Origin of the sequence: Acidicapsa dinghuensis, assembly GCF_025685685.1 — a bacterium.
GTDB lineage: Bacteria > Acidobacteriota > Terriglobia > Terriglobales > Acidobacteriaceae > Acidicapsa > Acidicapsa dinghuensis.
The window spans coordinates 902113-916140 of sequence record NZ_JAGSYH010000002.1 but is presented as its reverse complement, the minus strand read 5'-3'; the positions used below and the strand labels follow the sequence as shown (position 1 = coordinate 916140).

Below are 14028 nucleotides of genomic sequence, written 5' to 3'. Positions count from 1 at the left end.
CGGGCGGATGAAGGAACAGTGTGTTGAGTGGATTGGTAAGTTCTATGGCTGCGGCGGCGCCGGCGGGTGGAGCGGGTCTTTCGTTGATTCTGCCGATGGTGCTGATGGTTGGCGCGATGTACCTGCTGATGATTCGGCCTCAGCAGAAGAAACAAAAGCAGTGGAATGAGATGCTGGGCAAGCTGAAGGCCGGCGACCGTGTCACGACGACGGGCGGCATCAAGGGAACGATTCTGAGCCTGAAGGATGACACGCTGATCATTCGTGTTGCGCCGGATGGAATCAAGCTGGAAGTGGTGAAGGGCTCTATTGGCTCGGTAACCACCACGGAAGAAAGCAAGTAGAGAATTTAAGCAAGCAGAGGCGAACGCGGGTGCGTGAGCACGAGAAGCCGGGAAGCACTCTGGCAGCCCGCGGGGATGGGCGAAAGCAACGATGAAGAAGAACATGAAGGCCAAAGTGGCGGCCATTGTTGGGGTTCTGCTGGTCTGCTTTTACGGCATCTTCGGTATTCCGAAGGGCGTGACGGGGCAGGCTCTGTTGAACTCACTCACGGATCATATTCACCTGGGACTGGATCTGCAGGGCGGAGCCCATCTGATTCTGCAGGTGGTCGTGAAGGATGCGGTTAACGCTGAGACGGACAATACGGTTGCCCGTCTGCAGCAGGATTTGGCGACGAATCACTTTCAGGGCACGCCGATCAAGCTGGATCCGAACAACCCACAGGTGGTGGAGATCACCGGGGTCGATCCGTCGAAGGCCGGCGATTTGCGCAACGTGCTGAGCGACAAGTACGGCGCAGAGTATGACATCACGGGTCCTGGCGCGAACAAGACCATGACGCTGACGATGAAGCCGACACAGGTGACCGATCTTGAAAACCGCACCGTGGAGCAGTCCATAGAAACCATCCGGGATCGCGTGGACAAGCTGGGCGTGAGCGAGCCTAAGGTCGAACCGTACGGATTGGGCCAGTATCAGATCCTGGTAGAGTTGCCGGGCGTGAGCGATGAAGATCGAGTAAAGGACACCATCTCGTCGACGTCGCAGCTTTCGGTGCATGAGGTCGCGGGTGACTCGGCCGGCTACGCAAGCGAGCAGGAAGCGCTAACGAGCCTGGGCGGAACGATTCCTCCAGATGAGGAGCTGCTGCGCGGTAATGCGCAGGGCGATACCTCGAATGACCGGTACTTTCTGTTGAAACGGCTCTCGATTGTGGGCGGCAAAGATTTCCGCGATGCGAGCGCGATTGGCGTAAACGATCGCGGCACGCAGGGCGTGAACTTTGTGCTGACAAACTCAGGCGGCGACCGCTTCTACGACTACACGTCGAGCCACGTTGGCAGCTACATGGCGATTGTTCTGGGCGACACGGTGAAGAACGTTGCCGTCATCAAGGGCGCGATCCGCGACCAGGGACAGATCGAGGGCTCCTTTACGAAGGAGCAGATCGATGCTCTCTCATTCACACTGCGCACAGGCGCGCTGCCGGCGACGATCAACTACATCGAGGAGCGTTCGGTGGGCGCGTCGCTGGGTGCTGACTCGATCAGGGAGGGCGTTACAGCGGCGGTAGCTGGCATGCTGGCCGTAATGATCTTCATGCTGATCTACTATCGCGGCGCGGGCATCAACGCTGATGTGGCTCTGTTTCTGAACCTGGTGATTCTGCTTGGGTTCATGGGCTACAGCAACTCGGTGCTGACGCTGCCGGGCATTGCTGGAGTGATCCTCACCATCGGTATGGGCGTGGACTCAAACGTACTGATCTTCGAGCGTATCCGCGAAGAATTGCGAGCGGGCAAAGGCGCGGCGCAGGCCATCGATCTGGGCTTCGCACATGCGTGGATCACGATTGTGGATACGCACGTCACGACGATTGTTTCGGCGGCGATCCTGTTCCTCTTCGGCACCGGGCCGGTGAAGGGATTTGCTACAACGCTGACGTTTGGTCTGCTGGCAAACCTGTTCACGGCAGTCTTTGTGTCGCGTGTGATCTTTGACTCGCACGTGGACCCGAAGGCGGTGGGTCAGAAGGTTTCAATTTAGCAGGGTTGACGATCCGTAAAGCTTGCGGAATCAAGAAATGCGTGGCGTCTTCGCGTGAAATGCAGACGACGCCAAAGCCGAAACTCCAAGGTGAGTGGGCGCGAGGAAGGTAAAGAAACGTGGAACTTTTTCATGATGTCAATATCGACTGGCTGGGGAAGAAGTGGTACTTCCTCGCCTTTTCTCTGATCTTCAGTGTGTCCGGTGTGATCTCGATGGGCATGCACTGGGCGAAGATCGGCAGCCCGGTGCCGCTGGGCGTGGATTTCAAGGGCGGCACGCAGGTTGAGGTCAAGTTCCAAAACCCGCCAAATCAAGCCGAGATTCGCTCGGCGGTTGAGGCTGCGGGCATCAAGGATGCGACCGTCGTTCAATTTGGTGATGCGAGCCAGCGGGAGATGCTGATCAGCCTGCCAGAGAGCATGAACGAAGCGGCGCTCGATGCCGGGCGGCAGCAAATCAAGGGTGCGCTTGCGGCGCACTACAACAACCCGGTCGTGAGCGATAGCGCACAGGTGGTGGGTCCAACCGTAGGCCATCAGCTTGAGAAACAGGCAGGTCTGGCGACGCTGTATTCGCTGATCGGCATGCTGGTATACCTGTGGTTCCGCTTCGAACTGATCTATGGCGTGGCGGCGGTCGTGGCGGTGTTTCACGACACGCTGATCACGGTGGGCTTTTTTGCTCTCTTCGATAAGGAACTAAGCCTGACGGTGATTGCGGCGATTCTGACGCTGGTGGGCTACTCGATGAACGATACGATCGTGGTCTTTGATCGTATCCGCGAGAATTTGCGGCTGTCGCGTCGCGAGAAGCTGTCGGATCTGGTGAATCGCAGCATCAACCAGACGCTGAGCCGAACGGTGCTGACGTCGGGCCTGACATTCCTGACGGTGCTGGCGTTGTTTCTCTTCGGCGGTGAAGTGCTGCATGGGTTCTCGTTCGCGCTGGTGGTGGGCATTTTGATCGGCACGTACTCGTCAATTGCGGTGGCAGCGCCAATGCTTGTGGCGTACCAGGACTATCGTGCAAGCAAGGGCAAGGCTGCAGTATTGCCTGCTGCGAAGCGCGGAAAATAAGCGTAAATACAGTGCAAAACGGTACAGCCGGAGGAGCGAAATGCTTCTTCGGCTGCACTGTTTTCGGGGCATGCAATTTTGCATGCTTTGCAGGTGTGCGGTTGTTCTGATATAGGTTGGGAACACTCGTGTTCGAGCGTTATTCAGAATTAAACGAAGATTCTCCCTTCTCATTCAGATGAGCATGCCGCCCAGGGCTTTGGCGGATGCGACGGGGCATTTTCGAGAGGGACAGATTCTGAAAACGAGACGGAAACGTTGCCATTGAGGCAACCGGGAACATTCCGTTCGGCATCGGTGTCTAACTTGAGAGGAACGAGCAACTCGCATCGAGGTTGGCCATGTTTGAAGATTCAACATTCGAATCAAGCAACCGCCTGAAGAAGCGGAATCCGTGGGTGATCGCAACGTTTTCGCTGAATGCTGTGATTCTTGCGGCAGCGATCATCTATCCATTGGTCAACTATGAGGCGTTGCCTAAGGCAGCAATGACAACGCTGCTTGTAGCACCACCACCACCACCGCCGCCACCTCCACCGCCGCCGCCGCAGGTGCACGTGGAAGCGGTGAAGCCGATGATGATGAATAATCAGCTCACGGCTCCTACGCGTATTCCCAAAGAAATCAAGATGGTGCAGGAGAAGGAAGCTCCACAGAGCTTTGGTGTAGCCGGCATGGAAGGCATGGGCTCAGGCGCGGCTGGCGGCGTGATCGGCAGCGTGTTTGGCAATGCGACTCCGGCGCCGGTAGTGAAACAGGCGCCTCCGAAGAAGATCGCTATCTCTTCAGGCGTTGCGACCGGTCTACTGGTTCAGGAAGTCCGGCCGATTTATCCTCCAATCGCCAAGGCGGCGCGTGTCTCCGGCACGGTCGTGCTGCAGGCGACAATCTCTAAGACTGGCACCATTACCAATCTGCGCGTAGTCAGCGGCAATGCAATGCTGCAGTCGGCCGCGCTGGATGCGGTGCGGCAGTGGCGCTATCGGCCTTACATGCTGAATGGCGATCCGGTCGAGGTTGACACTACCATTAACGTCGTCTTCAACCTGGGCGGCGGTTAGTCTACGCGGGGCGGTATTTCCGATGAGGAAAGTCCGCCCTTTTTACTCATCCTCTGAATGCGTGCCAGCACAGTGCGCACTCACCCGTGGGAGCCCCGCGGTAAACAGAAACAAATCTTCGCTCAAGAGAAGATGAGCAATCCCCAGGAGGAACGATTCAGTGATTCTCGCTCAGTTTGCACATTTCGCCTCGCATGCTTCCAGCCTGGCAATGTTCCAGGACCAACAGGCCTCAACCGATTTCAGCCTGGTTGGCCTCTGGGGCAACATGGGTCTCTTTGCCAAAGGCATTGCCGTCGTACTGTTCATCATGTCCATCTGGTCGCTGGCCGTGATGATTGACCGCTATCTGTACTTCACCGCAGCCCGTAAGCAGTCGCGTGAGTTTGCTCCCAAGGTTGCAGGCGCCCTGAAGGATGCCAAGCTCGAAGAGGCAATCAAGATTGCCGATCGCAGCAAGAAGTCGCATCTCGCCGAAGTTGTCACCGCCGGCCTGCAGGAGTTCCGCAGCTCGCAGGGTATGGTGACTGAAGAGACGATTGAGAGCTCCAAGCGTGCTCTCGAGCGTGCCGAAGCTATCGTTCACGCGAAACTGAAGCGTGGCCTCAGCGTTCTGGCAACGATTGGTGCAACCGCTCCCTTCGTCGGCCTGCTCGGTACCGTCATGGGTATCTTGAACGCCTTCCAGCAGATCGCTGTACAGAAGTCTTCCGGTATCGCTGCCGTCGCCGGTGGTATCTCGGAAGCTCTGGTAACCACCGCGTTCGGATTGCTTGTGGCGATTCCGGCCGTTATGACCTTTAACTACTTCACCGGCCGCGTTGAAGCCTTCGATGTCGAGATGGACAACTCGTCGAGCGAACTGGTGGACTACTTCATCAAGCAGAGCCACAAGCGCTAACAAGGCGCAGCGGCAACTGCCGGGACGCAGCAACCGAAACGGGGCGAGAGTCTTTGGCTGGCAGTGGAATGTGCATCCTCTGCCAGCCTTTCCGACCACTACCCTCAGGAGCTTCGATCCGGCGGCTCAATCAAGGCGCGTAAAAGGCCGAGATTGAGCGATTGGTCACCTTCTCTGCATCGGTGACTTTCGAACTTGATGCGTGGAGCTTAGACAATGTCAATTGCAGTAAGAAACGAAGGCGCGAAGGTAAACTCGAACATCAACGTTACGCCCATGGTGGACGTAATGCTGGTGCTGTTGATCATCTTCATGGTCATCACTCCGATGCTCCAGAACAAGGTCAACATCGATCTCGCGAAGACCGATAACCCAGTGGCCATGCCAGATGCGGATAAAGACGACGCCATCGTAGTTGCGGTGACGCGCGACGGTACGCTTTATCTTGGCCAGAATAGAATCAATCCCGCCGAAGTTGGCGCCAAGATTCGTGACATGCTGGCAGACAAGCCGGGCAAGCAGATTTTTGTCCGCGCGGATGCCCGTGCACGCTATCTCGATGTCGAGAATGCGATCGACGATGTGCGCACCGCTGGTGTGGAATCAGTTGGCTTGCTGACTGAGAAGCGACAACCCGGTGCAATAGGCGGCGAGTAGAGCAGGTTTCGACCACAGATTTCAGGAGTTCAAGACATGGCAATGACAGGTGGTGGTGGTCCGGGTGGAATTTCCTCGGACATCAATGTAACTCCCCTCATCGACGTTCTGCTGGTGCTGCTGATCATCTTCATGGTGATCGTGCCGGTAACGCCAAAGGGACTGGGTGCGCTGGTGCCGCAGCCGCCCAAGGACAAAACGCCTCAACCGCCAGATCCGCGTACGATCGTCGTCTCGGTGCTAAAGGCTGGTAATCGGGTCGCGTACAAGATCAACCAGGATGACGTCGCGCATGGGGATCTGCTGGCGCGTCTGACTGCGATCTATCAGAACCGCGCTGAGCGCATCATGTTCGTCAAAGGCGACGATGATGTTGATTTTGCAGCGGTTGCTGATGTCATCGATATCGGACATGGTGCGGGCGTGGATCATGTCGGTCTCATGACGCCGAAGATTTTGGCTGGTCAATAGAAAAGAGGCCCTGCCCTGTGCAGGGCCGTGCTCTTGCCGGGCCTTATTTGCCCGTGGACCGGCGGCCTTTCAGAAAAGCTTTTCGAAATGAATGCAGTTTGATTAGGATGGAACGGCTGGGGCGGGAGTCTCCCACTGCACTTGGCCGCGCGGGCGAACCAGGCGCGTAACACCTGGCGACGACTCGAAGGAGAAGGATAAGAATATGAATCGAATCGCACGTCTGCCGGTGCTTGCGGCGTCTCTCGTGGTCCTCATGGTCGCGCTTACCGGCTGCGCCAAGCTGAAGGCCCGTGACCAGCTAAATAAGGGAGTTGAATCGTTCAAGGCCGGAAAGTACGAAGAAGCGATCAACCACTTCCAGCAGGCCTCACAGCTCGATCCCACCCTGCCGACGGCGAAGGCGTATCTGGCAACGGCGCTCTCACAGAATGTGGTACCTGGACTCTCAACCCCCGAAAACTTAAAGACTGCAAATCAGGCGATTCAGACCTTCCAGGAAGTATTGGCAGCGGATCCCTCGAATATCAACAGCATGAAGGGTATTGCCAGCCTGTACTTCAACATGAAGAAATTTGACGACGCGAGAACGTGGCAGAAGAAGGTTCTCGCAGTTGATCCCAAGGACCCCGAAGCAGCGTATACGGTGGGCGTGATTGACTGGACGCTAGCCCATGAAAATCTGCTGAAGATGTTGAACAACAACGATGACGGCGTTGGCAACGTCAAGGCCTTGACGAAGGCCAACTGTACAGAGATTCAACAGGAGAATGGTCCGCTGGTCGAGGAAGGCATAAAGTACCTGCAGCAGGCTGTCGATAACCGTCCGAACTATGACGATGCCATGTCGTACATGAACCTGACGTATCGCCGCAAGGCGGATGTTGACTGTGGCGACGCGGCGGCGGTTAAGGATGACGTTGCTAAGGCGCTGGACTGGAGCGCAAAGGCCATGGGTACCCGCAAGGAGAATGAGAACAAGAAGAATCAGGGATCGGGCGGAATCACGCTCGACTCCAATGGCAACATGAAGTAAAGTTCGGTTCGCGATTCGAATGGCAAAGGCCTCCGCAGATGGGGGCCTTTGTTATTTGCGCTGGAAAAGGACAATACTGCCACGAAACAGGCATAGGGCGGTCTGGGCTTAGCGGGTACACTGATGGCGATGCTTACGCAAGACTCTCCCATATTTGTGACGGGCGGCGCCGGTTTTATCGGGTCGCATTTTGTGCTCGATTGGTTTGCCGAGATCGGCACGCCACTCGTCAATCTGGACAAGCTGACTTATGCGGGCAATCTGAGGAACCTGCAGCCGATCGCGGACCGGTCTGGATATCACTTTGTGCGCGGCGACATTCAGGATCGCACGCTGGTGGATCGGTTATTGAAGGAGTTTGAGCCGCGTGCGATTGTGCATCTGGCGGCGGAGAGCCATGTAGACCGGTCACTGATGGGGCCGGAGGACTTTCTCAATACCAACGTCCACGGCACATTTACGCTGCTTGAGGCGGCGCGGGCGTACTATGACAAGCTCGATGTTGAAGATCGCACAAAGTTCCGCTTTCTGCATGTTTCGACCGACGAGGTGTATGGCTCACTGAAGTCGGGGGATGCTCCGTTTGAAGAGACATTTCCTTTCCGGCCCAATTCGCCATATGCGGCGTCGAAGGCGGCTAGCGACATGCTGGTGCGTGCGTGGGTGAAGAGTTACGGTCTGCCTGCCGTCGTCACGAACTGCTCAAACAACTATGGACCTTTGCAGTTTCCGGAAAAGCTGCTGCCACTGGTGCTGAACCGCGCGATCCACGGTGAGCCGCTGCCGATTTATGGCGATGGCATGCAGGTGCGCGACTGGTTGTATGTAGGCGATCATGCGGCAGCACTGCGTGTGGCGCTGGAAAAAGGCGTGCCGGGGCAGACCTACAACATTGGCGGATGGAACGAGCAGGCAAACATCGACACAGTGAAGATACTGTGCGCGCTGCTGGATGAGTTCCTGCCGGATTCGCCTCACCGGCCTCACGCACAGTTGATGAAGTTTGTCACGGACCGGCCGGGGCATGACCGGCGCTATGCAATCAACGCAACGAAAGCGGAGCGAGAGCTGGGTTGGCGTCCTAAAGAGACGTTTGCGACTGGTCTGCGCAAAACGGTGCGCTGGTATCTCGACAACCAGACGTGGGTCGAAGAAGTGACTTCAGGCGCGTACCGAGACTGGATGGAGACGAATTACGGGGCTCGTTGAGGCGAGGGCGCGGCAGGGGCAGGCAGGCTGTCGCGTCAATGAGGCTTCGCGACGGGGAATAGAGTCAGCGGTTGGATAGCTGGATGGGGTTGCCGTCGGGGTCTTTGCCATCGCAGAGAGTGAATGGATCACCCTGACGAACTTTGCCGAACTTCGCGCCACGCGCAACGAGTGCTTCCCGCAAAGACGCAACGTCGGAAGCGTGGAAGACAATCTTCGGCCCTTTTGCGCCGGGCGATGGTGGTCCTGAGTGCAGGGCGATGTTGACGGCGCCGGCAGCAAATTCGCGCCAGCCCTTTTCTTCCGAGACAAGTTTCAGGCTGAGAATGCGGCCGTAGTAGTCACTCATTATTTCCATTTGGCGCGTGAACAGGATGACGCGCGCGAATTGTAGAGAATACTCCTCCAGGCTGGACATGAAGACAGTGTAGCTGGATCGGCAAGCTGAGACGGGAACGAGCTCTTATAACTCCATATGAAAGCCCATATCCTCCATAGACTTTTAGAGATAGGATGATGGGCGAGTTCTTTCGCTGGGGTTATGCGATGCGGAAAAATTTGAGCCTGTTTTTGTTCGCTATGTTGGCAGTGCCCGCCTTCGCTGCAAAGCGCGTCGACATCAAGCAAGTCGATCAGGCGCTTACCGAGTGGAAAGATAAACCAGATGCGGAGGTTGCGCACTGGCTCGACGGACTGAAATTGACCGAACGCGCGGACGCAGCGCAGCTTGCGCAATGGAGAAAAACCGCACCCGGCCCGAAGTCAAAACAAGCTGTGGCGCTGCTGGCGGATGCGTCAGCCTTTCTCCGTGCGCCAGCCAGCGAGATTTTGCAAACTACTCCGCCGAATGAGATAGCGCAACGGCAGATGTTATCGCTGGCCTCGGCCTATGTAGAAACAACCCTCGTCAAGCTGCCTAACTTTTTCGCGTCGGAATCCATCACAACGTTTGAAGACACCCCAGCTAGCCAGGACTATGGGGTCTACACGAATTACCAGCCTATGCACTATTCGGACTTCAAGAGAGCTACGGTGCTCTATCGCGACGGCAAAGAAGTGATGGAAACCAAGTCGAGTGAAGTCTCCGAGCAGGATCAAACGATCACTCTTGCCGGTCAGCTTTTATCTTCAGGTGAATTTGGCCCGGTATTGCACACGGTGCTTACCGATGCGCGAAGCGGCAAGCTGACGTGGAGCCACTGGGAGGCGATGGGGGATTCAAAGACCGCGTTATTTCGTTATTCTGTCCCGCGACATCAATCTCACTACAGGCTCAAAGTGGAACTTGCCGGTCACAGTAAACCGACGCAGACACGACCGGGATATCACGGTGAAATCGCAATCGACCCAGCCAACGGAACGATTCTGCGAATCACACTGCAGGCGGATTTGTCCGACGACGATCCCATGAAGCGCGCAGATCTGATGGTGGAGTACGGTCGCGTTGAGATAGGAAAACAAAGCTACATCTGTCCGGTGCGAACGGTTGCGATGACCGAAAGTTACTCCGCGAAAGTGCAGCTCGATGAAAGAGGTTTTTTGACACCAAACCAAAAGGGGCCGACTCTAAAAATGCTAAACGACGCCCGTTTTGACAATTATCATGTGCTTCGTTCCGAAGCGCGATTATTGACCGGCGCGGACACGGATGACGACGGAAGCAAGCCTGATTCGCCACAATAGACCGGAATTCCGGTTGCGGAATCAATGCGGTTTGGGCACAAAAAGTAAGTTGGCCCTGCAAATATAGCGCGCGTGGGTGCAGTTTCAGCGGAATTCACCTAAACTGGCCTTGCGTTCGTCTATTAGGCACGGAGGCGTCGTGCAGGGTTTTATTTTCCGGGCATGGAAATTCGTCGCACAAAACCGGGGCACGGTGCTATCGGCGGTGCTGCATCTCTCGGTGCTGCTGTTCTTGGGGACTGGCGTGATCCGCACTGCGCAGATTGCTCCCTACCGGTTGCCAGGTACGGATAAGGGGAACACGGTGCTGGTGTACTTCAGCCCTGGAAGCTTACAGGCGGTCGCCTCGGAAAACAAGTCAAAGAGCCCGGATAAGGCGAAACCAACCTCAATCGAAAAGAACAAGACCGAGGCTCCGCAGACGCATCTCGCGACGCCAACCAAGGCCGATCCCGGCGTGGGTGGCGCTGTCGAGAGCGGACTGGGCGAGGGCGACATCACGATTGCGCTGGAAAGCTACTTCCCTGCTCCGCAGCCGGATCTTTCGACGATGCCTGCCGGGACGAAAGGCGATGTGGTGCTGGATGCGGTGATTGACGAGACCGGGAAGGTCTCGAAGCTGACGCTGCTAAAAGGGCTGGGCGCGCCGATCGACAACGCCGTGATCGCGACGGTGGAGCAATGGCGGTACACGCCGGCTAAGAAAGACGGTGTGCCGGTGCCGAGCGAGCGCGAACTGCACTTCCATTACGAGCGGGGATGAGCAGCGAAGAAGCTGCCGAAAGATTGCGGGAGGATGGAGTCGTCCTGCTGCGCGGTGTTTTGCCGTCTTCGCTGGTTGAGCGATTCTGGCACGCCGCGGTTAGCTGCTTCACAGCGGTTGAGGATCGGCCCACGGTTGCTAAGCACCATCGGCTCAACCGATTTTCCAATTCCCTGCTAATTGAGGCGCTTGCGGATGCCTCGCTCGTTGATTCTCCGCTTCCTAAAGAAGAGTTGATTGCGCCGGTCACGAGTCCTGAGCCGGCGGCGTTGTTTTCCAAGGCTCTGGGCGGAGATTGGGACTGCAGGCTGGAGCACTCGTGGCTGCGGAAGAAGTTTGCACCCGGAGACTCGCCGGATGGGCGGAATGTTTCGCAGGGATGGCATCAGGATGGCGGGCTGGGAGTGCACTTCCCGGAGCCCGCGGGTTCTTATGATGAGCGCGGATATTGGATTTCTACTGCGCCGATGACGGAACTTGTGACCTGTTGGATTCCGCTGGATGCTTGTGGTGTGGATGCGCCTGGGCTGGAGTTTGTGCGTGGTCCGCAGCCGGGGTTACTGCATTTTACAGAGCTGGCCGACGGCGACCTACGCCAGCGGTTTGATATGGCTCGGTTCTGGGCTCCGGAGATGGAGCCGGGCGATGCAGTGGTGTTTCAGAACAGTGTGCTGCATCGAACACAGATGGCAGTGGGGATGACGCAGGACCGAGTGAGCGTGGAGTACCGGGTTTTTCCCATGGCGAGATGAACCGATGTTGAGCTACGGCGACGCTCACAGGTGGTTTCCCGGCAAATAGAATTGAAGAGATGAGTTCTCTGATTGAAAGTGCTGAAGTGCCGCTGGAATTGACTGGCGGGAGCCGTTTTTTGCGCGCGTGTCTACGCAAGCCTGTGGACCGGCCTCCGGTGTGGTTTTTGCGGCAGGCAGGCCGCTACATGGCGGAGTATCGCGAGGTACGCAAGCATCATTCATTGGTCGAGATTTGCAAGCGGCCAGAGATTGCAGCCGAGGTCACGATTACGGCTGCCGAGAAGCTCGACGTGGATGCGGCTATCATCTTTGCCGATCTGCTGCTGCCGCTGGAGCCCATGGGGCTGGATTTCGAGTTCCAGGCGGGCGAGGGGCCGGTGGTGCATGCGCCATTGCGAAGCCCCGAATCCATTGACCGGCTGAGAACCGATCGCGCGAGTGAACTGGAGTATGTCGCGAAGGCGATCGAGAAGGTAACTGGACACTTTGGCGATTCGAAGGGGATGATCGGTTTTTGCGGCGCGCCGTATACGCTGGCAAGCTACATGATTGAAGGTGGCAGTTCGCGGAACTATATCTTCACCAAGCAGATGATGTATGGCGAGACGACGGCCTGGCAGCGGCTGCTGGACAAGCTGGTCACAGTGCTGACGGCCTATTGCCGACAGCAGGTAGATGCAGGCGCGGACGTCATCCAGATTTTCGATTCGTGGGTTGGGTCACTAGGCGTTGAGGACTATCGCGATTATGTGCTGCCGGTGACAAAGCGGCTGGTGCGCGCGGTGCAGGAGATGGGCGTGCCGGTGATCTACTTTGGCGTGGAGACGGCAAGTCTGCTTCCGGCGATGCATGAGACGGGTGCGGATGTGATCGGGCTGGACTGGCGCACGCCGCTGGATGCGGGCTGGCGGTCGATGGGATATGGCTGCGCGGTACAGGGCAATCTCGATCCGATCACACTGTTTGCTCCGCTTCCTGTTCTGGAGACGCGCGTCAGGCAGGTCCTGGAGCAGGCAGGCGGCCGCGCTGGGCACATCTTCAACCTGGGGCATGGCATTGTTCCGGGAACGTCTGTGGAACATGTGCAGGCGGTGGTGAAGATGGTGCGGGAACTGGCTTCGCGGTTTGTGGGTTCCAAGGTAGCGGGCGGCGAGGCCGCTAGTGAGGTGAAGCTTGCCTAGGGTTGGTGGAACCGGAGGGTTTAGCGTCAAGCGGGCGGTACTGCTGCTGGCGCATGGCACGCCGGAAACGGTGGCGGAGATTCCGGAATATCTGCGGAATGTGGTTAGCGGGCGGCCAATGCCGCAGCATGTGGTGGGGGAAATTCAGCATAGATATTCGCTCATCGGCGAACCGAAAGGGCATTCGCCGCTGACGGATCTCTCCATGGAGCAGGCTCAATTGTTGGAGATGGAGCTTGCTAAATCAGACGAGCCCCTGAAGGTCTACTTGGGCATGCGCAATTGGCGGCCTTACATCGCCGATGTAGTGAAGCAGATGCGCGCGGATGGAGTGGAGGAAGCAGCAGTCATCTGCCTTGCTCCGCAGAACTCTCGGACAAGCGTGGGATTGTACCGCCGGGCGGTATTGGCTGAGGCGGGCGGTATGCGGATCGATTTCCTCGAGGGCTGGGCTGATGAGCCGCTGCTGGCCGATGCGTTTGCAGAACGGCTTCGCACGGCCTACGCGAAGCTGAAGGCCCAGGTGGATGGACCGGTGCCGGTGCTGTTCACGGCTCACAGTGTGCCAACGCGGACGGTGCAGCCACAGGAGGCGCAGGAGGGCCAGCCGAAGATGTGGCCTGCGGCCGCCGGCCCTGATCCTTATGCTGACGATGCGCGCCGGACAGCAGAAGTCGTTGCCGAGCGCGTGCCTGAGATAGAACATTGGGTCTTTGCCTTTCAGAGCCAGGGTGCGAGCGGCGGTCCGTGGATTGGTCCGACGGTAGAGGAAACGTTGACGGGTCTTGCTGCCGATGGGGTAAAGGCGGTGCTGCTGCAACCGGTCGGATTCCTGTGCGACCATGTTGAAATTCTGTACGACATCGACATCGCGTTTCGTGAGTACGCCGCAGGCAAAGGGATTCGGCTGGAAAGGCCGGAGTCGCTGAATGGGTCACCGCTGCTGACGAAGGCGCTTGAGAAGCTGGCGCGACAGGGACTGGAGAGATTAGTGCATCAGGACTGAAGCAGGGCCGCTCTTGCAGGGAATTTCGCTCTTCCGGCGCATACTGAAAATGTCACCTGAATGATCGTTTCAGAGTTGACGCGGTCGAACACATGTCTTGACTGATCCAAATATGGCGCAAAAGCGCAGCATATCGTGCCATAAGCACACCTTAATTTCGATTTAAGCGTAACA

Annotated in this window: 15 protein-coding genes; 14 read left to right on the top strand and 1 reads right to left on the bottom strand. The window is 57.3% G+C overall.

The window, feature by feature from the left end; translation table 11 throughout:
- Nucleotides 1–44 precede the first annotated feature (44 nt).
- The 9 genes from yajC (at nucleotide 45) to rfbB (ending at nucleotide 8466) form a co-directional block, all read left to right on the top strand.
- On the top strand, nucleotides 45–344 hold the full coding sequence (gene yajC, locus OHL22_RS07500) for a preprotein translocase subunit YajC (protein WP_263334984.1): 300 nt from the start codon (nucleotides 45–47) through the stop codon (nucleotides 342–344).
- Nucleotides 345–435: 91 nt separating this feature from the next.
- The gene (secD, locus tag OHL22_RS07495; RefSeq protein WP_263334983.1) at nucleotides 436–2052 is read left to right on the top strand and encodes a protein translocase subunit SecD; all 1617 of its coding nucleotides are present in this window, start codon (nucleotides 436–438) and stop codon (nucleotides 2050–2052) included.
- Nucleotides 2053–2171: 119 nt separating this feature from the next.
- A complete protein-coding gene (gene secF / locus OHL22_RS07490) occupies nucleotides 2172–3131 on the top strand; it encodes a protein translocase subunit SecF (RefSeq protein WP_263334982.1) in 960 nt (319 codons plus the stop codon).
- Nucleotides 3132–3472: 341 nt separating this feature from the next.
- Nucleotides 3473–4192: an energy transducer TonB gene (locus tag OHL22_RS07485; protein WP_263334981.1), complete on the top strand. Its 720-nt coding sequence runs from the start codon at nucleotides 3473–3475 to the stop codon at nucleotides 4190–4192.
- A gap of 160 nt (nucleotides 4193–4352) precedes the next feature.
- Nucleotides 4353–5093 carry a MotA/TolQ/ExbB proton channel family protein gene (locus OHL22_RS07480; protein ID WP_263334980.1) on the top strand — a complete coding sequence of 247 codons (741 nt, stop codon included), beginning with the start codon at nucleotides 4353–4355 and terminating at the stop codon, nucleotides 5091–5093.
- A gap of 216 nt (nucleotides 5094–5309) precedes the next feature.
- Entirely contained in the window at nucleotides 5310–5750 is a 441-nt protein-coding gene (locus OHL22_RS07475; protein WP_263334979.1) for an ExbD/TolR family protein, read from the top strand.
- Nucleotides 5751–5786: 36 nt separating this feature from the next.
- On the top strand, nucleotides 5787–6221 hold the full coding sequence (locus OHL22_RS07470; RefSeq protein ID WP_263334977.1) for an ExbD/TolR family protein: 435 nt from the start codon (nucleotides 5787–5789) through the stop codon (nucleotides 6219–6221).
- A gap of 205 nt (nucleotides 6222–6426) precedes the next feature.
- Nucleotides 6427–7257, top strand: a complete 831-nt coding sequence (locus tag OHL22_RS07465; RefSeq protein WP_263334975.1) for a tetratricopeptide repeat protein — start codon at nucleotides 6427–6429, stop codon at nucleotides 7255–7257.
- A gap of 123 nt (nucleotides 7258–7380) precedes the next feature.
- On the top strand, nucleotides 7381–8466 hold the full coding sequence (rfbB, locus tag OHL22_RS07460) for a dTDP-glucose 4,6-dehydratase (RefSeq protein WP_377818963.1): 1086 nt from the start codon (nucleotides 7381–7383) through the stop codon (nucleotides 8464–8466).
- Between the two features lie 64 nt (nucleotides 8467–8530).
- Here rfbB and OHL22_RS07455 read toward each other — a convergent pair whose 3' ends face one another.
- A complete protein-coding gene (locus OHL22_RS07455) occupies nucleotides 8531–8884 on the bottom strand; it encodes a VOC family protein (RefSeq protein ID WP_263334973.1) in 354 nt (117 codons plus the stop codon).
- 140 nt (nucleotides 8885–9024) lie between these two features.
- On the opposite strand from OHL22_RS07455, the gene OHL22_RS07450 reads away from it, so the two are divergent.
- From OHL22_RS07450 to hemH, 5 genes are all read left to right on the top strand, one after another.
- Nucleotides 9025–10149, top strand: coding sequence for a hypothetical protein (locus tag OHL22_RS07450; protein WP_263334970.1), 1125 nt, complete (start codon nucleotides 9025–9027; stop codon nucleotides 10147–10149).
- Nucleotides 10150–10288: 139 nt separating this feature from the next.
- Nucleotides 10289–10912: an energy transducer TonB gene (locus OHL22_RS07445; protein WP_263334968.1), complete on the top strand. Its 624-nt coding sequence runs from the start codon at nucleotides 10289–10291 to the stop codon at nucleotides 10910–10912.
- Nucleotides 10909–11664, top strand: coding sequence for a phytanoyl-CoA dioxygenase family protein (locus OHL22_RS07440; protein WP_263334965.1), 756 nt, complete (start codon nucleotides 10909–10911; stop codon nucleotides 11662–11664). Before OHL22_RS07445 ends, OHL22_RS07440 begins: the two co-directional genes overlap by 4 nt.
- Nucleotides 11665–11723: 59 nt before the next feature.
- Nucleotides 11724–12848: a uroporphyrinogen decarboxylase gene (gene hemE, locus OHL22_RS07435; protein WP_263334963.1), complete on the top strand. Its 1125-nt coding sequence runs from the start codon at nucleotides 11724–11726 to the stop codon at nucleotides 12846–12848.
- Nucleotides 12841–13854: a ferrochelatase gene (gene hemH, locus OHL22_RS07430; RefSeq protein ID WP_263334961.1), complete on the top strand. Its 1014-nt coding sequence runs from the start codon at nucleotides 12841–12843 to the stop codon at nucleotides 13852–13854. The genes hemE and hemH overlap by 8 nt, the downstream gene beginning before the upstream one ends.
- The last annotated feature ends 174 nt before the right edge of the window (nucleotides 13855–14028 follow it).

Excerpts from the sequence above, each read along its gene's own strand:
- yajC (WP_263334984.1), top strand. The coding sequence starts at position 45 with ATGGCTGCGGCGGCGCCGGCGGGTGGAGCGGGTCTTTCGTTGATTCTG.
- secD (WP_263334983.1), top strand. The coding sequence starts at position 436 with ATGAAGAAGAACATGAAGGCCAAAGTGGCGGCCATTGTTGGGGTTCTG.
- OHL22_RS07485 (WP_263334981.1), top strand. The coding sequence starts at position 3,473 with ATGTTTGAAGATTCAACATTCGAATCAAGCAACCGCCTGAAGAAGCGG.
- OHL22_RS07475 (WP_263334979.1), top strand. The coding sequence starts at position 5,310 with ATGTCAATTGCAGTAAGAAACGAAGGCGCGAAGGTAAACTCGAACATC.
- OHL22_RS07470 (WP_263334977.1), top strand. The coding sequence starts at position 5,787 with ATGGCAATGACAGGTGGTGGTGGTCCGGGTGGAATTTCCTCGGACATC.
- OHL22_RS07465 (WP_263334975.1), top strand. The coding sequence starts at position 6,427 with ATGAATCGAATCGCACGTCTGCCGGTGCTTGCGGCGTCTCTCGTGGTC.
- rfbB (WP_377818963.1), top strand. The coding sequence starts at position 7,381 with ATGGCGATGCTTACGCAAGACTCTCCCATATTTGTGACGGGCGGCGCC.
- OHL22_RS07455 (WP_263334973.1), bottom strand. The coding sequence starts at position 8,884 with ATGTCCAGCCTGGAGGAGTATTCTCTACAATTCGCGCGCGTCATCCTG.
- OHL22_RS07440 (WP_263334965.1), top strand. The coding sequence starts at position 10,909 with ATGAGCAGCGAAGAAGCTGCCGAAAGATTGCGGGAGGATGGAGTCGTC.
- hemE (WP_263334963.1), top strand. The coding sequence starts at position 11,724 with ATGAGTTCTCTGATTGAAAGTGCTGAAGTGCCGCTGGAATTGACTGGC.